The sequence below is a fragment of the Cryobacterium serini genome, assembly GCF_004404025.1.
GTDB classification, from domain to species: domain Bacteria; phylum Actinomycetota; class Actinomycetes; order Actinomycetales; family Microbacteriaceae; genus Cryobacterium; species Cryobacterium serini.
Genome location: NZ_SOHN01000007.1, coordinates 32,730 through 55,236, shown reverse-complemented (window position 1 = coordinate 55,236; position 22,507 = coordinate 32,730). Strand labels below are relative to the sequence as shown.

Sequence of the window (22,507 nt, the reverse complement as noted above, 5' to 3'; positions counted from 1 at the left end):
CGCGGACACCGGAACGGATACATTTTGAGTGAGCATCGCACAACATCGCTTGGATGAGTGCGCGGCCAACCCTTCCGTGCCGTCGTAGCCACGTGGGACCAGCTCGGTCGAGAGAGCACTGGGCAAATGGCACAGAGTGTTGGATCGTGCCCGAAGCTACATCCGCAGGCATCGTCGGGCTCGGTGCCAAGCAATCCCCGCCGAGGCAATCCGCCACCGCACTCAGGTCGACTGGTTAACGCCGGCGAGTGTTGCCGATAGCGCCCGGGCGCATCGGCAACACTCGCTGTGGGTGGAGCTGCTACTTCTTCTGCGGGGGGCGCGTCATACTCAGCACGTCGAGGGCCGTGTCGAGTTCGGCGAGCGTGAGGTCGCCACGTTCGACGTGGCCGAGGGCGATAACGGACTCACGCACGGTGAGGCCCTCGGCGACGGCCTTCTTGGCAACCTTGGCAGCGGCTTCATAGCCGATGACACGGTTGAGCGGGGTGACGATCGACGGCGACTTCTCGGCCAGGGCCCGAGCATGCTCGAGGTTGGCTTCGAGACCGTCGACGGTCTTGTCGGCGAGGACGCGGGTTGCGTTGGTCAGCAGCCGGATCGACTCGAGTAGGGCGGTTCCCATGACCGGGATACCAACGTTGAGCTCGAACGAGCCCGAGGCACCCGACCAGGCGATGGTGGCATCGTTGCCGATGACGCGCGAGCAGACCATGAGCACGGCTTCCGGAATGACCGGGTTGACCTTGCCGGGCATGATCGACGACCCGGGCTGCAGGTCGGGGATGCTGATCTCGCCGAACCCGGTGTTGGGGCCGGATCCCATCCAGCGCAGGTCGTTGCAGATCTTGGTCAGCGAGACGGCAATGGTGCGCAGGGCCCCGGAAGCGTCGACCAGACCGTCGCGGTTGGCCTGCGCTTCGAAGTGGTCGCGCGCTTCGGTGATCGGCAGCTCGGTTTCCTGCACGAGCAATTCGATGACGAGCTGTGGAAAGCCGTAGGGGGTGTTGATGCCGGTGCCGACCGCGGTGCCACCGAGGGGAACTTCGGCAACGCGGGGGAGGGCGGTGCGGATGCGCTCGATGCCGAGGCGCATCTGGCGGGCGTAGCCGCCGAACTCCTGGCCGAGGGTGACGGGGGTGGCATCCATCAGGTGGGTGCGGCCGGCCTTGACGGCCTCTTTCCAGAGTTCCGCCTTGGCCTCGAACGAGACGGCGAGGTGGTCGAGCGAGGGGATGAGCTCGTCGATCAGGGCGCTGGTGACAGCGATGTGCACCGAAGTCGGGAACACGTCGTTCGAGGACTGGCTCGCGTTGACGTGGTCGTTCGGGTGCACCGAGCGGCCGAGGGCGCGGGTCGCGAGGGTCGCCAGGACCTCGTTCATGTTCATGTTCGAAGAGGTGCCGCTGCCGGTCTGGTACACATCGATCGGAAACTCGCTGTCGAACTGCCCGGTGATGACTTCGTCAGCGGCCGAGGCGATGGCGTCGGCGATGTCCGCATCGAGCACGCCGAGCTGCGCGTTGGCGAGAGCCGCCGACTTCTTGATGCGGGCGAGAGCCGCGATCTGCGCCGACTCGAGCGTGGAGCCGGAGATTGGAAAGTTCTCGACGGCGCGCTGGGTTTGGGCACCGTAGAGAGCATCCGTTGGAACACGGACCTCACCCATCGTGTCGTGTTCGATCCGGTAGCCGGTTTGTGCGGAGGTGTCCACCACTGTGTGCATTCCCTTTCGGTGCTGTATGAGAGTCGTGCTGTGCGCAACGGGTGCGCGGATGGTCTGGTCTAAATGACGCCCACCACGATGTTGGGGTCGGCGTGTCCCTCGCGAAGAACGTAGTTCGCGCCGACGATAGCCAATGTACCTTCTGCGATGGCCGCGCTGATCACCTCGGACTGCTCGAGCAGCTCGGTGACAGTGTCTTTGAGATGTTCCCGGCCCACGGTGCCGGCATCGATCTGGGTGGGGTCGACGAAAGCGGATGCCGGCTGCCCGCTCACCCGACGCACCGCCGGAACGATCTTTTCGATAACGTGCGTGATGTGTGCCGGCAGGGCCGGGGCATCCGCTGCCTGAGAGTCGATGGCGGCGCGCACCGCACCGCACTCGTCGTGGCCGAGCACGAGGATCAGCGGAACGTGCAGCACGGCCACGGCATATTCAAGGGAGCCGAGTACCGACTCTGAGATAATCTGGCCGGCATTGCGCACGACGAAGAGGTCGCCGAGGCCCTGGTCGAAGATGATTTCTGCGGCGAGTCGGGAGTCGCTGCAGCCGAACAGGGCGGCGTGCGGGGTTTGCTGGCCGACCAGTTCGGCCCGGCGGTCGACGTCCTGGCGGTGCCGCGGGGAGCCCGCGACGAAGCGCACGTTGCCCTCGCGCAGTTCGTTCCAGGCTTCTGCCGGAGACGGCGTGGCAGTCGGTGTGGGGTTCATGGGGCTCTATTCTCTGCCACATTGGCAGCCAACGCGGTGGCGAGCGTTTCGAAGTCGCCGGTGGGCGCCGTACCGATCAGCAGATAGGTGCTCGAGCCGGCGGTGGTCACAAGCGCGTACTCGAAATTGCCCCGATCCGCGACGGGGGCACTGTTGCGGTAGACGTCCCAGGTGACGCCCGCGATGCTGGCGGTGTCGACGACGGGGGAGTCGGGCAGCTTCTGGGCGAGCCAGGTGGGGTTCGCGTCGAAGGCCTGGTTGAAACCGATGAACTGGTTGTCGGGTGTGATCAATCCGATGTACCAGGACGGGACTTGACCGTTGGTGCCGGCCTGCCACTCAGCGTCGTTGGCGTTCCAGCCGTCCGGCAGGTCGGGGCTGGCCAGGGGGTGATCAACGACCGGCTGCACCTGGGCGGCAATGCTTGCGTAGTCGACGTCGCGAGCGATCGGGTTATCGTTGCGCGGCACCAGCAGCACGAGTACAAGCACGGCGCCCACCGTCACGAGCAGCGAGAGCACGAGATTGTTCACGGTCTTGTGCGAGCGGTACTTGCGCGAATTCTCGGCCAGCCGGTCGGCGGTCTCCTGCGGAGTTTCCGGCCGACCGAGCTCGGCGACGACGCGCGGCGGTTTGGGAGCGCGGCTCATCTGGTGGGCGCGGCGTCTTCTGTGGTGGGCGCTGTGGCAGCGATGCGGGCCGCGTCGAGCCTGGCTTTGGCGCCGATCAGCCATTCTTCGCAGCGGCGGGCGAGGGCTTCGCCGCGTTCCCAGAGCGCCAGGGACTGCTCCAGGGTGCTCGAGCCCTGCTCGAGGTCGTTCACCACGCGAATGAGTTCGTCGCGGGCCTGTTCGTAGCTGAGATCACTGATGGCGGGGGCAGGCGAGGTCATGGCATCCATTCTAATTATTTCGACGCGGCGCCGGGGGCCGTGATGGCGGCGACGGTTCCGCTGGCCAGGGTGAGCCGCAGCTCGGTACCGACCGGGGAATCATCGGCGCGGCGCAGCACTCGGCCGTCGGGCAGCTGGGCGATCGCGTAACCGCGGTCGAGCGTGCCCTGGGGCGAGAGGGCACGCAGCTGGGAGCGCAGTTCCACCACGGTGGCCCCGGCGCGTTCGAGAATGCGCCCGGTCAGTTCGGCGCCACGCGCTACGTAGCGGGTGAGGTCTTCGCTGCGGGAATTGATGATCCACTGCGGGTCGACGAGCACGGGTCGGCTGCGCAACTGCGAAATACGATCGATTTCCGACGAGAGGATGCCGGTGAGCCGACTGCTGAGACGCGCCCGAGCCTGCTGCACCCGGTTTAGTTCGTCGCTGACGTCGGGAACGACGCGCTTGGCGGCATCGGTCGGGGTGGACGCGCGCAGGTCAGCCACCTCGTCGAGCAGCGGACGGTCTGCTTCATGCCCGATCGCGCTGACCAGCGGCGTCAGACAGGCGGCTGCGGCGCGCACCAGGCTTTCATCGCTAAAGGTGAGCAGGTTCTGAAAGTCGCCGCCGCCGCGGGCGACGATGATCACGTCGACCTCGGGATCAGCGTCGAAACGCGCGATGGCATTGGTAACCTCGCCGACGGCACGATCACCCTGCACGGCGGCGTAAGCGACCCGAAAGTTGACGGCCGGCCAGCGCAGCTGGGCGTTGCGAATGACGTCTTTCTCGGCGTCGGAATCTTTGCCGGTGACGAGGCCGATGCAGTGCGGCAGAAACGGCAGGCGCTTCTTGCGGGAGGCGTCGAACAGGCCCTCGCTCGCGAGTTGCTTGCGCAGCCGTTCAAGCCGTTCGAGCAGGTCGCCGAGTCCAACGTGGCGCATTTCGAAGGCCTGCATGGTGAGCGTGCCGCCCTTGACCCAGAAGTTGGGCTTGACCAGCGCGACGACGCGGTCACCCGCCTTGAAGTCGGCGGTGAGTTTGGCGCGCACCGACGACCAGATCGTGAAACTCACCGTGGCATCTTCGGAGAGGTCCTTGAGCTTGCCGTAGACGTTGCCGCCGCTGGCCCCCCACTGGGTGATCTCACCTTCCACCCAGACCATGCCGAGACGTTCGATGTAGCCGCGAATCTTGCCCGAGAGCAGGGCGACCGGCCACGGTGCTTCGACGGTGGCGGGGGCATCCGTCATTCGGCGGTCCTGGGTGTTGTGGTGGCTGTGGGCACAGTCGGGTCCTCCCAGAGTTCTTCGGTCGTGCGTGCGTAGACTGAGGCGGTGAACACCAGCGCGCACACTACAAGTAAGCCGACCGCTATCGGCCTGGGCATGCCGCGCATTCCCAGCGCCCGCAACAGGCTTAAGGATACCCCGGTGGTCGGACAGAAACGCGTGCTGCTCGCTGCCCCACGCGGCTACTGCGCCGGAGTCGACCGTGCGGTCATCGCGGTCGAGAAAGCGCTCGAACACTACGGCGCCCCGGTTTACGTGCGCAAGCAGATCGTGCACAACATTCACGTGGTCTCCGAGCTTGAGAATTTGGGCGCCATCTTCGTCGACGAGGTTGACGAGGTGCCGCACGGCGCGCACATCGTATTCAGCGCTCACGGCGTTTCACCGGCCGTCGTCAATGCCGCTGCCGAGCGCGGCCTGCAAGCCATCGACGCCACCTGCCCGCTCGTGACCAAAGTGCACCGCGAAGCCGTGCGCTTCGCCCGCGACGACTTTCAGATTTTGCTGATCGGCCACGAAGGCCACGAAGAGGTCGAGGGCACCGCCGGTGAGGCCCCCGAGCACACCACCCTCGTCGGCAGCCCGGAGGAAGCCGACACGGTCGTCGTGCGCGACCCCGACCGCGTGGTCTGGCTCTCGCAGACCACGCTGAGCGTCGACGAAACCATGGAGACCGTGCGCCGGTTGCGGGCGCGCTTTCCCAACCTGCAGGATCCGCCGAGCGACGACATTTGCTACGCCACCCAGAACCGTCAGGTCGCCATCAAGAAGGTCGCCCGCGACTCCGACCTGGTGATCGTGGTCGGTTCCGCCAATTCGTCCAACTCGGTGCGCCTGGTCGAGGTGGCCCTGGAATACGGCGCCAAGGCTGCATACCGCGTCGACTTCGCGAGCGAGGTCAAGCAGGAGTGGCTCGACAACGCGGCGACTGTCGGGGTGACGAGTGGGGCATCCGTTCCCGAAGAACTCGTCGACGAACTGCTCGAGGCCCTCGCCGACGCCGGTTACAGCGATGTGGAGCAGGTCAAGACCGCCGAAGAAGACCTCATCTTCTCGCTGCCCAAGGAACTGCGCAAGGACCTCTCTGGCGAAACGGATGTGCGCGCTTTCGGCGGGCGCGCCGCACCGGCCGAGTAGACGGCTCGATCGCCTCAGCTACTGGCGGCTGAGGAACTCGATCAGGGTCGGGTCGATGAACAACGCAGCCATGGTGAAAGCAAACAACACCACCAGCGATACGGCACCACCGATGATGGGCACAAGGAACGCACGTCGACGCCGAACGAGCAGTCGCACGGATACCGCGGTCGCGGCCAGCCAGACGAACACGAGCGTGATAGCCCCGATCGTCGTGATTGCGCCGATGGACGCCGCCGGAGTGTAGGTACCCAAGCCCTGGTCGGTGTAAAAAGCCTGCATTGCGATCGGGAATCCGCCCAGCGAGAACACGCCGTAGACAGTGGCGAGAAGCCCGAAAGCCAACAGCCCCACGGTCCACGGCCGGTCCCAGCCGGGCACGATGCGTGGGGCGGATGCTGACCGAAAAGGCGGGTTGGTCGCCTGCGGCGGCAGTGCCGTCCCCGCCCCAGAGGCGGGGTCGGGGACGGGAGCAGCATCTACCCGGTCTTTTTCCACCGGAGGTTGCCAGGTCCAGCCCTCAGGGGCGAGTTCGCCGTACTGGGGCCGTGGGCGTGGGTCGTTGGCGGGGGGTGGAACGGAGTTCGGGTTTTCTGACATTGCTCTAACTGCGTGCTCTAACTGTTTGAGTGCCCGGCTGAGCCGAGCTGGCGGGTGGCATCGACAACGCGAGCGGCCATGGCCGACTCGGCCACCTTGCCCCACGCGCGCGGGTCGTAAATTTTCTTGTTGCCGACTTCGCCGTCGACCTTGATCACGCTGTCGTAGTTCTTGAACATGTAATCGGCGATCGAGCGGGTGAAAGCGTACTGGGTGTCGGTGTCGATGTTCATCTTCACGACACCGTTGGCGACGGCTTCGGCGATTTCGGCATCGGTCGAGCCGGAGCCGCCGTGGAAGACCAGGTCGAGGGGCAGCGCGGCGAGTCCGAACTTGGTGGAGAGGCCGGTCTGGATCTCCTTGAGCAGTTCCGGGCGCAGCTTCACGTTGCCAAGCTGGTAGACGCCGTGCACGTTGCCGAAGGTGAGGGCTGCCATGTAGCGGCCCTGCTCGCCGAGGCCGAGGGCCTCGACCATTTTGATCGCATCGTCGAGGGTCGTGTACAGGTTCTCGTTCACGTCGGCCTGGACGCCGTCTTCTTCGCCGCCGACGGCGCCGATCTCAACTTCGAGAATGGCGTTGATCGCGCGGGTGCGCTTCAGAATGTCGGTGGCGATGCCAAGGTTCTTGTCGAGGGCGATGGCTGAACCGTCCCACATGTGCGACTGGAAGATGGGGTGGCCGCCATCGGCGACCGCAGACTCCGAGGCTTCGATGAGCGGGATGACGAAGTCGCCGAGTGCGCCCTCCGGGCAGTGATCGGTGTGCAGTGCGACGGTGATCGGGTAGTTGTCCGCGACCGAGTGCGCAAAGCGGGCGAAGGCGAGGGCGCCAGAGGCCCGGTTCTTCACGGTGTGCCCGGCGAAGTAGTCAGCTCCGCCTGTCGTGACCTGAATGATGCCGTCGGAACCTGCTTCGGTCAGGCCCTGGAGAACGGCGTTGATGCTTTGCGACGACGACACGTTGAACGCCGGATAGGCGAACCCGCCGGTCTTCGCTGTGTCGAGCATTGCGGCGTACTGGTCGGGGGTTGCGATGGGCATTGCTTCTCCTCGAAAATGTGCGGGGGTGTGACCCGAGTCTAGCGACGCCCGCCTCGGTGTGGTCCCTCGCGATAAGGTGACTCGGGCGGACACTTCGCGCGACCCGCCGCGCATCCGTCGTAATCGAAGTCGAACTTACGTCCGGGAGGACCTTTTGAACAGCACCGAGACCGCCACTCTGTTTCAACACCCCGACCGTAACCTCGCTATGGAGCTCGTGCGCGCCACCGAGGCCGCCGCTATCCGTGCTGTGCCCTTCATCGGCCGCGGCGATAAGAACGCCGCTGACAAGGCCGCCGTCGACGCCATGCGCGCCTTCCTGGGCACCGTCAACTTCGACGGCCTTATCGTTATCGGTGAGGGCGAAAAAGATGAAGCTCCCATGCTTTTCAACGGGGAGCATGTCGGTAACGGCCGTGGTCCTGCCTGCGATATCGCCGTGGACCCGATTGACGGCACGAGCCTTACGGCCGCCGGCCGTCAGAACGCGGTCTCCGTCATCGCAGTGTCGGACCGTGGCACCATGCTCGACGCCTCGTCGATCTTCTACATGGACAAAATCGTCACCAGTGCGGCCGGTCGTGGCGTCGTCAGCCTCGACCAGTCGATCGCCGACAACATCCGTGATCTGGCGCAGGCCATGAAGAAGCCTGTCGGTGAAATGACGATCGCCGTGCTCGACCGTCCGCGCCACGCCGGCTTGATCGATGCCATTCGCAGTGCCGGTGCGGGCACACGTCTCATGCTCGACGGCGACGTCGCTGGCGGAATCAATGCCGCTCGCTACGAGACTCGCATCGACATGTGTGTCGGTATTGGCGGAAGCCCGGAAGGCATCACCACGGCCTGCGCACTCAAGGCACTCGGCGGCTACATGCAGGGACGTCTCGCCCCGAAAGACGACGCTGAGCGCGCTCGTGGCGTCGCAGCCGGGCTCGACATCGATAAGCTGCTCGAGGTCGACGACATGGTCAGTGGCGACAATACGTTCTTCGTGGCGACCGGTGTGACCGACGGCGGACTCGTCGACGGCGTGCGTCGAAAGGGCCCGATGATCCGCACCGAAAGCATCGTGCTGCGCTCGCGTTCGGGCACGGCACGTCGCGTCATCGCGGAGCACCTCGCCGAGAAGTGGCTGTAGGCACGCGACTGACCGCTAAGACGTGACCGAAACTGCACGCCTCGACTCTGATCTCAGAAGTGAGGCGTGCAGTTTCGTTGGTCACCGGTACGGCGTATGACGCTGCGGGCGCCGTCTCACACGTGGATCTCGGAATCAGATTCGTTGCAACTAGCGAGACGTCGGTTGATCACACTGTGCTTCGCCTCGTTCAATTCAGCGCCGTCTACTTCGAGTGGATGCTCCAGCGTGACACGGTCGGATGCTGGCGCCTCCAACTCGGGCGCGGTCAGTTTGCGCGGGGAATCGTGGATGATGGTGGGTTCGGTGAGCAGCCCGATCTTGGTCTGGTCGATCCCGGGAAATTGCCGGGCGGTCACGAGCACTCGGGATTCGAGCGAGTTGGCGAACTTGTTGTAACTGTCCACCGTGCGCTCCAGCGCTTTGCGCAGCGACTCGGCATGGCCCGATAGCGCACCGAGCCGTTGGTAGAGGGCATTGCCGAGGTCGAAAAGTTTCTGCGCCTCATCGGTCACCGCCTGCTGCTGCCAGGTGAAGGCCACCGTTTTCAGCACCGCCCACAGATTCACCGGTGACGCCAGGGCCACCCGTTTACTGAACGAGTAATCCAGAATTGACGGGTCGGCTTCGAGCGCCGCCGATAGCAGGGACTCGCTCGGTATGAACGCGATCACGAACTCCGGGCTGGCATCGAAACCTTCCCAGTAGGTCTTCTTGGCGAGCGCGTCGATGTGGGCGCGCACGGCTTTCACGTGCTTGTCGATCAGTAATTTGCGGCGGGCGCCCTCCTCGCCGGTGGCCGTGTAGGGAATGGTGCTCGCCTCGATATAGTGCTCGAGGGGAACTTTGGCATCGATCGCAATCGACTTGTTTCCGGGCAGGCGCACGACCATGTCGGGCCGGCCGAGCCCGGCATCGGTGGTGATGTTGGTCTGCGTGTTGAAATCCACATACTGTGCCAGGCCGGCGGCTTCGACCACGCGCCGCAGTTGGGTCTCCCCCCAAACACCACGGGTGCTGTTGGAACGCAGCGCGCTCGCGAGGGATTCGGTGGTCACCCGCAGTTGATGGTCAGAAATCTGGGCTTGTTTGAGTTGCTCTGAGAGTGATCCGTACTGTTCGCTGCGCTGGGTTTCAAGCTCGGTGACTTTCTCCTGCATGGTGCGCAGGGTCTCACGCACCGGGCTGAGGGCTTCGAGTACGAGGTGTTCGCGTTTCTCTCGCTCGAACTGCAGCTGCCGGTCAGAACGCTGCCGTTCGCCGGTCTCCCGTGCAGCGGCTCGGTCGTGCTCAATCTGCGCGGAGAGGCCGTCGACGGTGGCGAGGGCGGCCGAGAGCTCACTCTGCAGTGCGCCGCGAACGGTGGCCTCACTGGCCCGAGCCTCGGCGAGGGCGACCTGATGGCGGGCCTCAAGCACAGCGGGATCGTCAACGAGCGGGCCGTGGCCGGTAGCGCCCGCGCCGCGACGCTGTAGGAGCACCAGCGCGAGCAGGGCGCCCAACGCGGCACCGACGACAAGACCGACAATCAAACTCAGCATTGGATCCATGCATGAAGTCTGCCAGTGTCCACCGACATCGCTGAAATGACACTCGGATCAGGCGAATTGCTGGCTGGCCCTGGCTAGTTGAGGGCCATCGGACCGTGCGTCGACGCGTGCTCCCGGGTGGCTACCGGCCCGATTACGCCGACCTTGACCCGGGTCACGTGGGCGAGCTGCTCAAGTGTGTCAACTTCGTGGCGCGCAGCCGCGTGAATCATGATGGCCGCGCACGCCTCGGCATCGGCAAGCGCGTTGTGGTGCGAGAAGTCCTCAAAGCCGGCCGCCATGGCCGCCACCGGCAGCCGATACGACTCCAGGTGATAGGTGCGGCGGGCCACCTGCAGGCTGCAGACATAGCGAAAGTCGGGCACCGGCTGGCCGGTCACGAGCGATGCCGTCTTGATTACGCCGAGGTCGAACCCAGCGTTGTGGGCCACGAGATCGTCGCCGTCGACGAAGGCGACCAGCTGCGGAAGCTGTTCGGCCCAGGTGGCTGCACCCACGACATCCGCTGCGGTGATGCCGTGGATACGGGTATTCCACGCGGAGAATTCGTCGTGGCCGGGAGGCGGGGCAATGAGCCAATAGGCTGAATCGACGACGACGCCGTGACGAACTTTCACCATTCCGACGGAGCACGCCGAGGCGCCAGAGGAGTTGGCGGTTTCGAAATCGATCGCGGTAAAATTCAGCACACCTTATGCTCTCACGGGCCACCGACAGAGCCCGCGTCCCGCGCTGCCGGTAGAATGATCTCTCGTGGCTCTTACTATTGCAATCGTCGGACTCCCCAATGTGGGTAAGTCCACCCTCTTCAACGCCCTGACCAAGAACAACGTGCTCGCAGCGAACTATCCGTTCGCGACCATCGAGCCCAATGTGGGAATCGTGAACCTGCCCGATTCGCGCCTGGCTGACCTGGCAACCATTTACGGCAGCAAAGCCCTGCTGCCGGCACCGGTGTCATTCGTCGACATTGCCGGCATCGTGCGTGGCGCGAGCGAGGGTGAGGGCCTCGGCAACAAATTCCTTGCCAACATTCGCGAAGCGGATGCCATCGCCCAGGTCATCCGCGGATTCGCCGACCCAGACGTGGTGCATGTCGACGGCAAAGTCAACCCGGCCGGCGATATGGAAACCATCAACACGGAGCTGATCCTCGCCGATCTGCAGACGCTCGAGAAGGCCGTGTTGCGCTTCGAGAAGGAGGTCAAGGGGCGCAAGATGGCGCCGCTCGTCCTGGAGACCGCGCTCAAGGCTCAGGCAATCCTCGACGGCGGGCAGCCGCTGTCCTCGGCCACGCTCGACATCGAGCCGATTCGCGAACTTGGCCTGCTCACCGCCAAGCCCTTCATCTATGTCTTCAACGTCGATGAGGCCGTTCTTCAGGACCAGGCGAGCCTCGACACCCTTGCAGCGCTCGTCGCTCCGGCGAACGCCGTCTTTCTCGATGCCAAGCTCGAGAGCGAACTGAGCGAACTCGATGCCGAGGACGCCGCCGAGATGCTCGCCTCGACCGGTCAGGCCGAGAGCGGTCTTGACCAGCTTGCCCGCATCGGCTTCGACACCCTTGGCCTGCAGACCTATCTCACGGCCGGTCCGAAAGAGTGCCGCGCCTGGACCATCCATAAGGGCTGGACTGCGCCGCAGGCCGCCGGAGTGATCCACACCGACTTCCAGAAGGGCTTCATCAAGGCGGAGATCTTCTCCTTCGAGGACCTCATGGCCGCCGGTTCGATCGCTGAGGCTCGGTCCAAAGGCAAAGCGCGCATCGAGGGCAAGGAGTACGTCATGCAGGACGGCGACGTGGTGGAATTTCGTTTTAATGTGTAGTTGAATTCCACATTCATCGTTTAGGCGCGTTCCGGGATAACGTCTAGCGTTACCGATGTGCCGGTAATGTCTACTGGTCATTCCATCAGGTCTTTTGGATTGGGATAACGTGATCAGCGGTGATGAAGTCGGTGACTTTCTCGAGCAAGAGTTGGCCGCCGCCCCAAGGTTGTTGACGCCTAACCTCTATCACTACACCTCGTCGGACGCCGCCATTCTGGGCATTCTTGCCAATCGCACTATCCGGATGTCGCCTTTCGCGGGGACAAATGACCTTTGGGAGTCTCGGCCTCTGCGGCCGAACCTTGAAGGCAAGCTTCCCCGCGGCGAATCGTCTGAACAGGATGTCTTCAGTATCTGGGAAGACATCGATCGCTACATTCGGGGGCACTCGAAGGTGGCATGCTTCACCCAAGACTGGGAATTGCCGGGTTCAGTAATGCAACCGGACGCGCTCCGCGGTTGGTCCCACTTGTCACTCTGGGCGCACTATGGGGCCAGCCACGCGGGTGTGTGTCTTCGGTTCGACCGTGACCGGCTCGTGGCCGCCTTTGAGGCTGCGCAGGGGAACGCGGTCCATCAGTTCTATGGGCCGGTCCGATATCGCGGTGCGGAATTCGGCGTCGGCCCGCATGGCATTAGCCTCGCGCAGGCCGCGGAATTCGGGCTCGACGCGGTCGCGCTTCAATACGCAAACGTTCATCGCGACCGAGTCTTTTTCCGCAAACACGCGGATTGGGCCAGTGAGTCCGAGTTCAGATTGGTTCGAACAGACCTTTCCATCGAGCCTCACTACTTCGACATCTCTGAGGCCCTCACCGGCGTGGTACTGGGAGAGACTTTCCCGAATGACCGGATCCCAGCCTTGCTCGTAATGCTGGCAGGCTTCGACGACGTGGAAGTGCTCCGAGCGACGTTCCACAACCGCACTCTTCAACTGTTCCGGAGGGAAACGCACGCAGAGTCCGAGTCCGCACCCAGGCCCATGTCGGTGACCGCCTCGACGATCCCACCGCGACGCTCGGGCGATCTCACCCAGCGGCTAGCCTCACTCGAAGCGGCGGAACGGATCGCGCACATCGACCGTGAGGCGGCGATGCAGGCGGCGGCGCCCCTGCTCCGGATATGGCATGAAGGGCTCGCGGACCAGCCTGAGCTGTATGCGACCTGGCCGGGCGTTGTCTTCAATTCTTACCCCCAAGCAACTGCGATCCCGCCGGAAGACCGGCGCAATCGGGCGGGCGTTCCGGGCGAGGTTATCGCCTACGAGGCCGGCCATATGGTGGTTGCTGAACACCAACCCCAGTACAGCTTCACTTGTGTCATGGCGATCGCTCTCCAGATCATGCCAAACGGTGCGGGGCGACTGCACTCGTGCATTACGACGGAGGAGTGGGCAAGTGGAGGCAATAAGCGGCAGGAGCTCTACCGAGATCGACGTGACACGAATCTGGATGAAGTACTGGAAACGTCGAGTCAAGTACTAGCAAGTCTGATTGAAGCCATACCCGATGCCCGGTCAAAGTTCGACGAACTTCGTGGGGAGCGAACAGGAAGCTAGTCGTCTGAAGGACTGTCGTTGGACGCACGCACAGAGGTTATTTTGTGACGGAACGCGGTGGAGTTCCGCTTCAACGTGTAGAGGGCATGCCTTTGGCGGCAAGAGAGATACGGTCGGGGTACCGATTCTGATTGTGGTGCCGCATCACCTCCAAACGACGTGGTACGTGTCAGGGTGAAGTCGGGCCCGCGTGGTCGTGCCGGGATCGAGTCGATTCTGACGCAGAGCGGAGTTCCCGTCGAGGTAGCGGCGTTCACCGGCCGCGGCCTGGACCGCGCCAAGGTGGCGGGACTGCCACCTCCGGGTTCGTGACCTAAACGCGGGGGAAGTGCGTCTGCAGGCGGTGGTCACCGATCGATGCGCACCACCGAGTAGGGAGTGTCGGGCGCCGGGGGCGTGCCGAAGCGGGCGTTCGGGAGGTAGAGCCCGTTGCCAAACCTCGCGATCGTCGTGGGCACTTGGAAGTCGGGGTCCGTGTACCGGTCGATGAGCTCGCCGCTGGTCCCGGCTGCATTGAGGCGGATAACGGCGACGGTGTTCAACTGATTCTGCACGACGTACAGGGTGCGCCCGGCGACGAGCAGCCCGTCACCGTTGGGGAGCAGGAGCCCACCCAGATCAACGACCGCGGCGACGCCGGTCTCAGGGTCGACGCGGAACAGAATGCCCGTGGACGACTGGATGACCAGAAGCGCTTGATGGTTGGGGGTCTCCGCGATGCCGTTCGCGTTGAAGCCCGGCTGCTGCATCCAGCTGCCCGACAGAGAGACGACTTCGATCGCATCCGCCCCGGGGAGTGCGCCGCCCGGTCCGAGGGGGAGCTTATAGAGCTGCGCTCGCTGGCTGTCGGTGAACCATGCGGCGTCGCGAGTCATAACGACGTCGTTCACGAACGTTGGCGCATCGGTGAGGGCGTAGCTCTGCAGGAGGTCGCCCGTGGCGGCATCCACGACCCGCGCCTCGCCGGTGGGCCCGCCCGCGATGAAAAGCCGATCGCGGTTGTCGATCTTCAGACCGACCGACGGAGTGCCCGGGCCCTCGAGGGTCCTGATCTCCTCGCCGGTGCGCACGTCGAAGACGTAGACGTCGCCGTCGGCGAGTGAGCCGACGTAGGCAGTGCCGCGCGGGCCGATCGCGATTCCCTCGGGCTGGAATCCGTCGGGAAGCGCGATAACATCCTCGAAATGACCGGACCGTGACTGCGGTGCGGCGTGGACTGCGGGTAGCCCTGAAACAAGGAAGAGAGCACCCAATGCGGCGGCGGACAGTGTGCGTGCGACGATGCGACTGATCATGGCGATAACAGTAGTCCCGCTCGGACGCTGCCAATAGGCCTGATCGGCCTCGGGCGAAAATCACCGGGCCGGTCGTTGAATCGTGAGGTCACAGGAGACCACCGCCGCGCCTGATCGTTCGTTTCGATGAGCGGGAGGGACAATTGCAGCATAGGAAGAGCGGTACATCGATCCGGAACCAAATCGCGTGCCAGAGTAATGTCGCTCATTCTCGTTCCGCCCCCCTGTGGACCCAAAATCGACGCAGCTTCACCGGCCGTGGCTGGAGGCTACCGTGCCGCTGAGGCCGTGGCTGTGCCTTGGTAAGCGATTTCTGTCGTCACGTTGCCTGGTGACGCAATCCGGTGGAGTTCCGCTTTAGCGTCTAACGTTATTGACGCGCTGCGTTATACACTGATCTTGTGATCAGGTCGTTCGGTAGCAAGGACACTGGAAAGATCTGGCATGAGCAGTACGTCAAGGGTGTCGACCGCACGGTGCAGCGAGCGACCCTGCGGAAACTCGAGTTGGTTAATGCGGCCACGGATGTCGAGGATCTTCGGATCCCTCCGGGGAATCGTTTGGAGCGGCTGGTCGGTGACCGTCGTGGTCAGTACAGCATTCGGGTGAACGCCCAGTGGCGCATCTGCTTCAACTGGAGAGAAGGAGGAGCGGACAATGTCGAACTCGTCGATTACCACTGAAAACGACCGGATCGAGCCGATCCATCCGGGAGAGATCCTGATGGAGGACTTTATCGACGGTTTCGGGATCACGCAGAACAAGCTCGCGGTCAGCATTGGGGTGCCGCCGCGCCGGATCAATGAGATCGTGCACGGCAAGCGGGGCATCACGGCCGACACGGCGATCCGCCTGGCGCGGTACTTCGGAACATCGGAAGAGTTCTGGATGAACCTGCAGTCCAACTACGAGCTGCGTCGCGAGCGCCGGGCGCTGCGGGACAAGGTTGCATTGATCACACCGCTGAAGGTCGCGTGACCGATCGCTCGATCGAGGTAGCCGCGCACAATGCGTTGGGGGCGCGAGACTTCGACCAGCTGGCGCGGCTGTTCAACGACGAGTATTTCTATGATTTCGGACCATGGGATTCGGATCAGCCGTATGGCTACGCTCCTCATGATCGCCACGTGATCTGTCGATCCGGTGATGATATCGTCGGACACGTAGGCTGGGCGCGTCGCGTCATCGGGGTGGGTGATGTCGAGGTCATCATCGCAGGCGTCGGAGGAGTGCTGGTATCTGAGCGAGCGCGCGGTCAGCGGTTGGGGAATCGGCTCATGGCCAGCGCGGCGCAGTCAATGCTGGATGCCGGGGGCTTCGACTTCGGCTACCTCGGATGCCGGGAAGAAGTGGTGCCGTTCTACACAACGTGCGGGTGGCGTCGAGTCTACGCGGCCGAGTGGTCTATCGGGCGGGACGGCCGGCCGGCCGGCGATGCGCCGGGGCATCCGCTCATGGTGCTGCCGGTCGCCTCCGAGCTGGCCGCATGGCCCGTCGGCACGATCGATCTGCGTGGACGCGCGTGGTGAACGATGAAATGTTTCTCACCGTCGGAACGTGGTCGAATTCCGATGTCGGAGGTTCGTGGCAGGGTTTCCACATGGAACGCATATCGATCACCGAACGGGCAGAGCGGATCCTTCACGATGCCGCCTCGACGCTCATGACTCCCACGGCCGGCGAATGTCTTGTCTGCTTCGTGGCTCGCCAAGTCGACGAGTTCGGGTGCGACGGCACCCACCGGTTCGCTTCGCAATATCGAGATAGCGTTGCCCCTCGCGCCACGGAACTGCTAGCGCGGCTCTCAGCGATGGGCGCGTGTTGTTGCGATTGCGAAATGTTCATGAATACCTATGAGCCCGCCACGCGGCTTTGGTCGCAGGCGAATGAATCCGTTGCCTCGGATGATTTTGACGAGTGGGCGGACCCCAAACCACCCGACAACATGTCCCCGTGCGAGACAACACGACGGGGCTCGACTAAACCGTGTGCGAACTGGGAACGCACTTCACGCTCGCGGTACCGGTGATTCGACTTCGGAATGCAGTGGAGTTCCGCTTCAACGTCTAGCTCGCTATCAGGCGCTCAACCGGTTCTATGTGATGTAAGAGCGCGTAGCGACTCGGGAACACGTAGGGCTAGGCGTCACCCGACACGCGCTGCTTTCTTTTCGGTTAAGTGCATTTGCGCGGCGATGCGTCCGAGAACGAAATATTGGCGTGCAGGCTTATCACCGCACTGCAAGATAGCCCGCTCCTTTCGCGCGACTACTTGAAGCCGTTGCTTGAGATGACTCCCGTGCTGGCGTTAGAGGCCCTGCAATTCTCGGCACTCGGGCTAATCCACGCGATGTGAGCAGTGCGCCATCTTCATCCCGCTTGAGGACGGTCGGAAGTTGGGCAATATCTGCTGCATTACTCTCAACTGGACTGTACAGCGAGAGCAAAGTCAATTCTTTAGCGGTGATCGGTGACGAAACGTGGTGGAGTTTCGCTTCAACGTATCAGGATCCTGTCTGGGCCATTGGTTGGCGTTGGACGGAGGCAGACAAATGGCCATGACGAACACGACAATGCCGCAGCTTGTGCCCGACACCCGTGCACGCACGGCCGAAAAGACGCTGGACGTAACAGTGCTGCGAATATAAGGTTACCTTTTGACGCTCGTGACGGAGTATGCGCGTGCGCGCCATGACGAAGATGGTACGCGCCTGCGCCGCGTTCTCTCGCTTCGTGCGATGCTCGCCACGGGGATGAGTCAGCAGCAGGTAGGTGACGCAGTGGGTGTCTCGCAGCCGGCGGTCAGCCAGCAGCTTCGGTACAGCCCTGACTTCGCGGGCATCGGTCCCGAGGAGTTGCTGGATGCGGCTGCTCCGGTGCTGAAGGCCCTGGCGGCGGAATATGACTACCGGCGCCTGGCTGTGTTCGGCTCGGTTGCCCGTGGCGAGGCCCACCAATGTTCGGACATTGACCTTCTCGTGGATGCGCCGCCAGGCACTTCGTCATTCGCGTTCATCAGGTTTAAACAGCTGATCGAGAAGGTCCTCGGCCGGGAAGTCGACCTCATTTCGTACGGCGGTCTGAAACCGAAGATCGACGACGATATCCGGCGTGACGCGGTGCTGTTGTGATGGGTCGCGAGGTGGTCCAACAACTGCTGCACATCGATGGCTGGCTCGATCGGGCCGCTGAGATTGTCAAGCGTGGCAAGGATGCCCATCTCGCTGATGATGAAGCTCGGTGAAGCCGCAAATCGGATGTCGAGGCTCGATGTGCTCGCGCCCGATGGAGTCGAGTGGGCGCTGGCCGTCGCCAACCGAAACTTCATCATCCATCAGTACGATCAGATCAACCGCGAACTGACCTGGGTGACACTGTTTGTTGATCTTCCGGCTTGGCAGAAGCCGCTTGCACGGATGGTCGACCGAGCTCGGTCTGCGCTCGACGCTGACGCCGGGTAGACGGGCGCCACGTGAGGGTGTCGAGTTTCAGCGCCTGACGGAATGTGGTGGATTCCGTTTCAACGTTTAGAATTAATCTCGTCGCGATAGTCGTCACAGCAGCATCAATCGAAGGAGACCATCGTGCCTGTCATTGCCATCATCGGAGCCGGACCGGGACTCGGCGCAGCAGTTGCGCGAAAATTCGGGCGCGAAGGCTTCTCAATTGCCCTGATCGCCAGAAACCAGTCGAAACTAGACGCCATGGCAGCCGAGCTCACCGCTGCCGGCTTCACCGCGAGTGCTTACGCTGCGGATGTCCGCACGCCGGCGTCGCTTGAGACTGCCCTTGCGAATGCCGCAGCAGAGCTCGGGCCCATCACCGCGCTGCAATATAGCCCACTCCCATCGCGCGACTACCTGAAGCCGGTGCTTGAGATGACACCCGAGCTGGCGTTAGAGGCGCTGCAGTTCTCGGCCCTCGGGCTGATTCACGCGGTGCGTGCGGTGCTCCCGGCGATGCGTCAGGCCGGTAGCGGCAGCGTCATCATGATCAACGGCGGGACCTCCGTGAAGGCACGGGCCGGCTACGCCGGAACATCGGTGGCCTTCCCCGCCGAGAGCGCCTACGGCGAGATGCTCCACGATGCGCTTGAGGATGAGGGCATCCGTGTCAATCAACTTGTGATCCCTGGCGGTATCCCACAGCTGCAGCTGCCCAATGGCATTGATGGCGTCGCCGATCGTATCTGGGACCTCCACGCCGTTGCCGGTCCGTTCCGCACCATGCTCATCCCGCTCGAGGACGGCCGGGAGTAGCGTCGCGGCATCCGGCATCCGGCATCGGGCTTCGCGCGGTGCCCGCCACGGGTTGCACTGTGTTGGACCGATGGCTGTGCAGGTTCGAGCCTCGATCGACACCGACGCCGGTAGGCATGGACGGTGTTCCAGATGTTCGCAGCTGACGAAATGTACTGAGCGGCGATTGGGTTCAACGCCTGTAACGTTGGATTCCTGTGTTGATGCCTCGACTGCGGGGCGGTGAAAGGTATGGCAAAGATGGCGGCAAAGGGTATGTACGTAGTGATCCAGATCGTGCTTAAGGAAAAGTTTTTGGGCACTGGCTCCGGCAATCTCACGGAGCTGGAAAATGCGATTAATTCGCAGGCCGCGCTCGGCTACCGACTGCACACCATTACAACCGCGGCGTCGGGCAGTAAGGGCTTCGGAGGCGGCGATCGTGTGCAAGCGACAATGGTGTTCGAGCGCATCGCCTGAGTCGGGCACGAGTTCGTAAAACCCCGACCAGCGAGCGCTTCGCCTCGGTCGGCCCGACCTCTAGCTGCAACTTCGACTGCTCAACCGAGTCGAGGTTGAAGACGCTGATTCGGGTCGACAGGTCAGTCGTGGCTGCCCCTCGATTTTCGTTCACAGCCAAGATTCCCCCTTTACGTTTGGCCGGGATCGGGTCACACGCGCTTGGTCCCCACGGAATCGCGTGCGACGTGGGCCACACCCCCAGGCTGACCGCGGTGGAGTGCTGACCTCACAGCAGTGCAGTGGCACAATGAGCGAATGACAACCCTGCACCTCACCGGCGATGTCGCCGCCGACGCTCTCCTGAGCGAGAACCCGTTCGCCCTGCTTGTGGGCATGCTGCTTGACCAGCAGGTCGCCATGGAAACCGCCTTCGTCGGCCCGGCCAAAATTCGTGACCGCATCGGAGCGATCGACCCGGCCGCGATCGCCGCCTACGACGCCGACGCCTTCGTCCTGCTGTTTCGCCAGTCTCCCGCCGTGCACCGATTTCCCGGCTCGATGGCCAAACGCGTACAGGAAGTCGCTGCGGTCATCGTGAGCGACTGGAACAGCGACACGACTTCGATCTGGACCGCTGACGACCCGACCGGCCCCGAGATCCTGCGCCGGCTCGAGGCGTTGCCCGGGTTCGGCGAGCAGAAGGCGAAGATCTTTCTCGCACTCCTCGGCAAACGACTCGGGGTCGACGCGGAGGGCTGGCGTGACGCGTCCGCTCCCTATGGCGAAGACGGCGCGTACCGGTCGGTGGCCGACATCGTCGATCCCGAATCCTTGACCCGGGTGCGCGCGACCAAGCGGGCCGCGAAGGCTGCAGCGAAGGCGTAGTCTCGCGTAGTGGGCCCTCATTTCAGCGAACAGACATTCGATTTTCTCGACGAACTCGAGCACCGCAACGAACGCGAATGGTTCCAGGAGCACAAACCACTCTACGAGGTCGAGTTAAAAGAGCGGATGCTCCTGGTCATCGAGGCGCTCAACGTTGCGCTCGGGGATTTCGCCGCCGCCTACGTCCGTCCGCCGAACAAAGCCATGATGCGCATCTATCGTGACGTGCGGTTCTCCAACGACAAATCGCCGTACAAGACTCATCTGGCCGCGCACTGGCCTCCGCGCGGGCTGGAAAAGGCCGGGGGAGCCGGATTCTTTCTGCAGGTCGGCGTGCACGGCGTCATGATGGCGGGCGGTGCTTACAGCCCGCAGCCGCCGCAGCTGCGCGCCATTCGCGACTATGTGCTCGACCACCACACCGTGCTGCGATTCCTGCTCGCCGCGCCCGCGCTCAAGAAGGTGGCGCAGCCGTTTGGCGGCAACAAGCTCATCCGCCCGCCACGCGGCTTCCCGGTCGACCATCCGGCGGCCGACCTGTTGCTCAATCGGAGTTGGGCACTCGTCGCGCACCTGCCCGGCGACGTCGCGCTCGATGAGAATTTCACCGACATCGTCATTGAGCGATTTCGCGCGTTCGCGCCGGTCGTCGACTTTCTCAACATTCCGCTGGCCCGCGCTACCCCGCTCGAGCAGGAAGCAGCTACTGGCCGGCGGCGCTCGGCCTGACCGCGATCGGCAACATCCGTTTGTAGCGGTTCAGCGCTCGCTAGAGGCTGAACATACGGCGTGGCGTGTTGCGAAGTTTAGGCGTGCGTGCCGCGCAGTCGCAACATCGACCAGACCACCACGATCGCGACGAGCGGCATAGCAGCGATGCCGAGCCCGGAGTACCCGCCCAGCGCCAAAATTGGACCGGCGATCGCGCCGCCGAGCGCGCCGGCCGCGTTCATGGTGAGGTCAGAGAATCCCTGCAACGACGAGCGATCCTCGATCTGAACGGCTTCCGATACGAGCGCCGAACCGGCCACAACGGATGCAGACCAGCCCAGTCCCAGAAAGATCAGGCTGAGCGTCATCGTGCCCTGTGATCCGTCGCTAAGCGCAGCGATGGTGAGAGCGACGAGCAGCAGGGACTGTCCTCCGAGAATGACCGGGAGTCGACCCGCACGGTCGGCGAGCGCGCCGAATACGGGGGAGAGGGCGTACATCCCGGCCACGTGCAGGCTGATGGTCAGTCCAACGATGGTGAGGGTAGCGCCGTGGTCACGCAGGTGCACCGGAGCCATCGACATCAGGGCCACCATGGTGGCGTGGCTGAGCGCGATGACCACAACGGCATACCGCGCCGCCGCATTGTCACGCAAAATCGACAGACCACCGCTGGCCCGACGGATGCCCGCGCTCGCCGTGCGTGCCGCCAGCGCGGTCAGCAGAGGGTCGGGTCGCAGCCCGAGCGCATAGACGAAGGCGGCGGCGACCGTTGCGGTGAGCGAAAACGCGAAGGCACCCGTCATCGCCGGCAGGCCGAGGGCTGCGCCGAGCACTTCGCCCGGTCCGAACAGGTTCGGGCCGAGTACGGCGCCGATCGTGGTCGACCAAACCACGATTGACAGGTCGCGGGCCCGAAAACGCGGGGTGGCGAGGTCGGTGGCCGCGAAGCGCGCCTGGAGATTGGTGGCCGAGCCGGCACCGAGGAGCATGAGCGAGAGAAGCAGCAGGGGAAAGCTGTCGACGGACACCGAGGTGATGGCGAGTATCGCGCCCGTGCCAGCGGCGAGTGAGCCGGTCGCGAGCGACACGCGACGCCCGCGGGCCTGCGCCAGCCGAGCGAGCGGTATGGCCACGATCGCGGCGCCGAGGGTGCTCATAGTCGCGGCCATGCCCGACCAGGCACTCGACCCCGACAACTGGGCAGCGAGCAGCGCGCCGAGGGACAGGGTCGCGCCCATGCCGATCCCGCCGAGGATCTGCCCGGTGATGAGCACCCGCACGACGCGCTTCTGCAGCGCTGTGTGCGCAACCGGAGTGATCGGAAACTTCGTCGGTTCGGCGGGTATCGTGTCGTTGTTCATCATGTGTACTTTTCTGATTGCGGCCTCGCGCTGGCAGTAGCGCTTTGCCGATCCACCGTCTGCAGCTCACTTTACTAAGTCGTGTACGCCTC

Annotated in this window: 25 protein-coding genes; 14 read left to right on the top strand and 11 right to left on the bottom strand. The window is 63.7% G+C overall.

Annotated elements, in window-relative coordinates; all coding sequences use genetic code 11:
• Positions 1–301: 301 nt before the first annotated feature.
• Genes E3T51_RS02600 through xseA form a run of 5 tightly spaced genes read right to left on the bottom strand, consistent with a single transcriptional unit; the run spans position 302 to position 4,563 of the window.
• Positions 302–1,726, bottom strand: coding sequence for a class II fumarate hydratase (locus tag E3T51_RS02600; protein ID WP_134527165.1), 1,425 nt, complete (start codon positions 1,724–1,726; stop codon positions 302–304).
• A 59-nt stretch (positions 1,727–1,785) separates the two neighbouring features.
• Entirely contained in the window at positions 1,786–2,436 is a 651-nt protein-coding gene (locus E3T51_RS02595; protein ID WP_104193025.1) for a carbonic anhydrase, read from the bottom strand.
• The gene (locus tag E3T51_RS02590; RefSeq protein WP_134527162.1) at positions 2,433–3,086 is read right to left on the bottom strand and encodes a DUF4245 domain-containing protein; all 654 of its coding nucleotides are present in this window, start codon (positions 3,084–3,086) and stop codon (positions 2,433–2,435) included. Before E3T51_RS02590 ends, E3T51_RS02595 begins: the two co-directional genes overlap by 4 nt.
• Positions 3,083–3,337: an exodeoxyribonuclease VII small subunit gene (locus tag E3T51_RS02585; RefSeq protein WP_104193023.1), complete on the bottom strand. Its 255-nt coding sequence runs from the start codon at positions 3,335–3,337 to the stop codon at positions 3,083–3,085. Before E3T51_RS02585 ends, E3T51_RS02590 begins: the two co-directional genes overlap by 4 nt.
• Positions 3,338–3,342: 5 nt before the next feature.
• Entirely contained in the window at positions 3,343–4,563 is a 1,221-nt protein-coding gene (xseA, locus tag E3T51_RS02580; RefSeq protein WP_134527160.1) for an exodeoxyribonuclease VII large subunit, read from the bottom strand.
• A gap of 135 nt (positions 4,564–4,698) precedes the next feature.
• Here xseA and E3T51_RS02575 point away from each other — a divergent pair, with 135 nt between their 5' ends.
• Entirely contained in the window at positions 4,699–5,739 is a 1,041-nt protein-coding gene (locus E3T51_RS02575; RefSeq protein ID WP_104193195.1) for a 4-hydroxy-3-methylbut-2-enyl diphosphate reductase, read from the top strand.
• A gap of 18 nt (positions 5,740–5,757) precedes the next feature.
• On the opposite strand, the gene E3T51_RS02570 is transcribed toward E3T51_RS02575, so the two are convergent.
• Together E3T51_RS02570 and fbaA are read right to left on the bottom strand one after the other, a co-directional pair.
• The gene (locus tag E3T51_RS02570) at positions 5,758–6,339 is read right to left on the bottom strand and encodes a DUF6264 family protein (RefSeq protein WP_134527157.1); all 582 of its coding nucleotides are present in this window, start codon (positions 6,337–6,339) and stop codon (positions 5,758–5,760) included.
• Between the two features lie 17 nt (positions 6,340–6,356).
• Positions 6,357–7,382, bottom strand: a complete 1,026-nt coding sequence (gene fbaA, locus E3T51_RS02565) for a class II fructose-bisphosphate aldolase (protein WP_134527154.1) — start codon at positions 7,380–7,382, stop codon at positions 6,357–6,359.
• A gap of 208 nt (positions 7,383–7,590) precedes the next feature.
• Between fbaA and glpX the strand changes: the two genes are divergently transcribed.
• Positions 7,591–8,523 (top strand): class II fructose-bisphosphatase, encoded by a 933-nt coding sequence (gene glpX / locus E3T51_RS02560; protein ID WP_134527511.1) that lies wholly within the window; start codon positions 7,591–7,593, stop codon positions 8,521–8,523.
• A 116-nt stretch (positions 8,524–8,639) separates the two neighbouring features.
• Here glpX and E3T51_RS02555 read toward each other — a convergent pair whose 3' ends face one another.
• Both E3T51_RS02555 and E3T51_RS02550 read right to left on the bottom strand, forming a co-directional pair.
• Positions 8,640–10,073, bottom strand: a complete 1,434-nt coding sequence (locus tag E3T51_RS02555) for a DNA recombination protein RmuC (protein WP_134527152.1) — start codon at positions 10,071–10,073, stop codon at positions 8,640–8,642.
• Between the two features lie 74 nt (positions 10,074–10,147).
• Positions 10,148–10,762 carry an exonuclease domain-containing protein gene (locus tag E3T51_RS02550; protein ID WP_134527149.1) on the bottom strand — a complete coding sequence of 205 codons (615 nt, stop codon included), beginning with the start codon at positions 10,760–10,762 and terminating at the stop codon, positions 10,148–10,150.
• A gap of 64 nt (positions 10,763–10,826) precedes the next feature.
• On the opposite strand from E3T51_RS02550, the gene ychF reads away from it, so the two are divergent.
• Together ychF and E3T51_RS02540 are read left to right on the top strand one after the other, a co-directional pair.
• The gene (ychF, locus tag E3T51_RS02545) at positions 10,827–11,900 is read left to right on the top strand and encodes a redox-regulated ATPase YchF (RefSeq protein ID WP_134527146.1); all 1,074 of its coding nucleotides are present in this window, start codon (positions 10,827–10,829) and stop codon (positions 11,898–11,900) included.
• A gap of 109 nt (positions 11,901–12,009) precedes the next feature.
• Positions 12,010–13,461, top strand: coding sequence for a DUF2971 domain-containing protein (locus E3T51_RS02540; RefSeq protein WP_134527143.1), 1,452 nt, complete (start codon positions 12,010–12,012; stop codon positions 13,459–13,461).
• 347 nt (positions 13,462–13,808) lie between these two features.
• Here the strand turns inward: E3T51_RS02540 and E3T51_RS02535 are convergent, their stop codons facing one another.
• The gene (locus tag E3T51_RS02535; RefSeq protein WP_134527140.1) at positions 13,809–14,756 is read right to left on the bottom strand and encodes an SMP-30/gluconolactonase/LRE family protein; all 948 of its coding nucleotides are present in this window, start codon (positions 14,754–14,756) and stop codon (positions 13,809–13,811) included.
• 401 nt (positions 14,757–15,157) lie between these two features.
• Between E3T51_RS02535 and E3T51_RS02530 the strand changes: the two genes are divergently transcribed.
• From E3T51_RS02530 to E3T51_RS02480, 10 genes are all read left to right on the top strand, one after another.
• Positions 15,158–15,439, top strand: coding sequence for a type II toxin-antitoxin system RelE/ParE family toxin (locus E3T51_RS02530; protein ID WP_134527137.1), 282 nt, complete (start codon positions 15,158–15,160; stop codon positions 15,437–15,439).
• Positions 15,414–15,734, top strand: a complete 321-nt coding sequence (locus E3T51_RS02525) for a HigA family addiction module antitoxin (RefSeq protein WP_134527134.1) — start codon at positions 15,414–15,416, stop codon at positions 15,732–15,734. The genes E3T51_RS02530 and E3T51_RS02525 overlap by 26 nt, the downstream gene beginning before the upstream one ends.
• Positions 15,731–16,285 carry a GNAT family N-acetyltransferase gene (locus tag E3T51_RS02520; RefSeq protein WP_134527131.1) on the top strand — a complete coding sequence of 185 codons (555 nt, stop codon included), beginning with the start codon at positions 15,731–15,733 and terminating at the stop codon, positions 16,283–16,285. The genes E3T51_RS02525 and E3T51_RS02520 overlap by 4 nt, the downstream gene beginning before the upstream one ends.
• Positions 16,243–16,785 (top strand): DUF2695 domain-containing protein, encoded by a 543-nt coding sequence (locus E3T51_RS17480; protein ID WP_134527128.1) that lies wholly within the window; start codon positions 16,243–16,245, stop codon positions 16,783–16,785. Before E3T51_RS02520 ends, E3T51_RS17480 begins: the two co-directional genes overlap by 43 nt.
• Positions 16,786–17,421: 636 nt before the next feature.
• The gene (locus E3T51_RS02505; protein ID WP_241989149.1) at positions 17,422–17,886 is read left to right on the top strand and encodes a nucleotidyltransferase domain-containing protein; all 465 of its coding nucleotides are present in this window, start codon (positions 17,422–17,424) and stop codon (positions 17,884–17,886) included.
• An 81-nt stretch (positions 17,887–17,967) separates the two neighbouring features.
• Positions 17,968–18,216 (top strand): HepT-like ribonuclease domain-containing protein, encoded by a 249-nt coding sequence (locus E3T51_RS02500; RefSeq protein WP_166806362.1) that lies wholly within the window; start codon positions 17,968–17,970, stop codon positions 18,214–18,216.
• A gap of 123 nt (positions 18,217–18,339) precedes the next feature.
• Entirely contained in the window at positions 18,340–19,014 is a 675-nt protein-coding gene (locus E3T51_RS02495; protein ID WP_134527119.1) for an SDR family NAD(P)-dependent oxidoreductase, read from the top strand.
• Positions 19,015–19,245: 231 nt separating this feature from the next.
• The gene (locus E3T51_RS02490) at positions 19,246–19,473 is read left to right on the top strand and encodes a DUF4177 domain-containing protein (RefSeq protein ID WP_174844552.1); all 228 of its coding nucleotides are present in this window, start codon (positions 19,246–19,248) and stop codon (positions 19,471–19,473) included.
• Between the two features lie 297 nt (positions 19,474–19,770).
• Positions 19,771–20,340 carry an HhH-GPD-type base excision DNA repair protein gene (locus tag E3T51_RS02485; RefSeq protein WP_104193006.1) on the top strand — a complete coding sequence of 190 codons (570 nt, stop codon included), beginning with the start codon at positions 19,771–19,773 and terminating at the stop codon, positions 20,338–20,340.
• 9 nt (positions 20,341–20,349) lie between these two features.
• The gene (locus E3T51_RS02480) at positions 20,350–21,069 is read left to right on the top strand and encodes a DUF2461 domain-containing protein (RefSeq protein ID WP_134527117.1); all 720 of its coding nucleotides are present in this window, start codon (positions 20,350–20,352) and stop codon (positions 21,067–21,069) included.
• Between the two features lie 77 nt (positions 21,070–21,146).
• Here the strand turns inward: E3T51_RS02480 and E3T51_RS02475 are convergent, their stop codons facing one another.
• Entirely contained in the window at positions 21,147–22,418 is a 1,272-nt protein-coding gene (locus tag E3T51_RS02475) for an MFS transporter (RefSeq protein ID WP_134527114.1), read from the bottom strand.
• Positions 22,419–22,507 lie beyond the last annotated feature (89 nt).

Coding starts and splice junctions, on each gene's coding strand:
- E3T51_RS02490 (WP_174844552.1), top strand. CDS start 19,246: ATGGCAAAGATGGCGGCAAAGGGTATGTACGTAGTGATCCAGATCGTG.
- E3T51_RS02575 (WP_104193195.1), top strand. CDS start 4,699: ATGCCGCGCATTCCCAGCGCCCGCAACAGGCTTAAGGATACCCCGGTG.
- E3T51_RS02590 (WP_134527162.1), bottom strand. CDS start 3,086: ATGAGCCGCGCTCCCAAACCGCCGCGCGTCGTCGCCGAGCTCGGTCGG.
- fbaA (WP_134527154.1), bottom strand. CDS start 7,382: ATGCCCATCGCAACCCCCGACCAGTACGCCGCAATGCTCGACACAGCG.
- xseA (WP_134527160.1), bottom strand. CDS start 4,563: ATGACGGATGCCCCCGCCACCGTCGAAGCACCGTGGCCGGTCGCCCTG.
- E3T51_RS02475 (WP_134527114.1), bottom strand. CDS start 22,418: ATGATGAACAACGACACGATACCCGCCGAACCGACGAAGTTTCCGATC.
- E3T51_RS02500 (WP_166806362.1), top strand. CDS start 17,968: ATGCCCATCTCGCTGATGATGAAGCTCGGTGAAGCCGCAAATCGGATG.
- E3T51_RS02535 (WP_134527140.1), bottom strand. CDS start 14,756: ATGATCAGTCGCATCGTCGCACGCACACTGTCCGCCGCCGCATTGGGT.
- E3T51_RS02555 (WP_134527152.1), bottom strand. CDS start 10,073: ATGGATCCAATGCTGAGTTTGATTGTCGGTCTTGTCGTCGGTGCCGCG.
- glpX (WP_134527511.1), top strand. CDS start 7,591: ATGGAGCTCGTGCGCGCCACCGAGGCCGCCGCTATCCGTGCTGTGCCC.
- E3T51_RS02600 (WP_134527165.1), bottom strand. CDS start 1,726: ATGCACACAGTGGTGGACACCTCCGCACAAACCGGCTACCGGATCGAA.
- E3T51_RS02595 (WP_104193025.1), bottom strand. CDS start 2,436: ATGAACCCCACACCGACTGCCACGCCGTCTCCGGCAGAAGCCTGGAAC.
- E3T51_RS02485 (WP_104193006.1), top strand. CDS start 19,771: ATGACAACCCTGCACCTCACCGGCGATGTCGCCGCCGACGCTCTCCTG.
- E3T51_RS02570 (WP_134527157.1), bottom strand. CDS start 6,339: ATGTCAGAAAACCCGAACTCCGTTCCACCCCCCGCCAACGACCCACGC.
- E3T51_RS02525 (WP_134527134.1), top strand. CDS start 15,414: ATGTCGAACTCGTCGATTACCACTGAAAACGACCGGATCGAGCCGATC.
- E3T51_RS02585 (WP_104193023.1), bottom strand. CDS start 3,337: ATGGATGCCATGACCTCGCCTGCCCCCGCCATCAGTGATCTCAGCTAC.
- E3T51_RS17480 (WP_134527128.1), top strand. CDS start 16,243: ATGGCCCGTCGGCACGATCGATCTGCGTGGACGCGCGTGGTGAACGAT.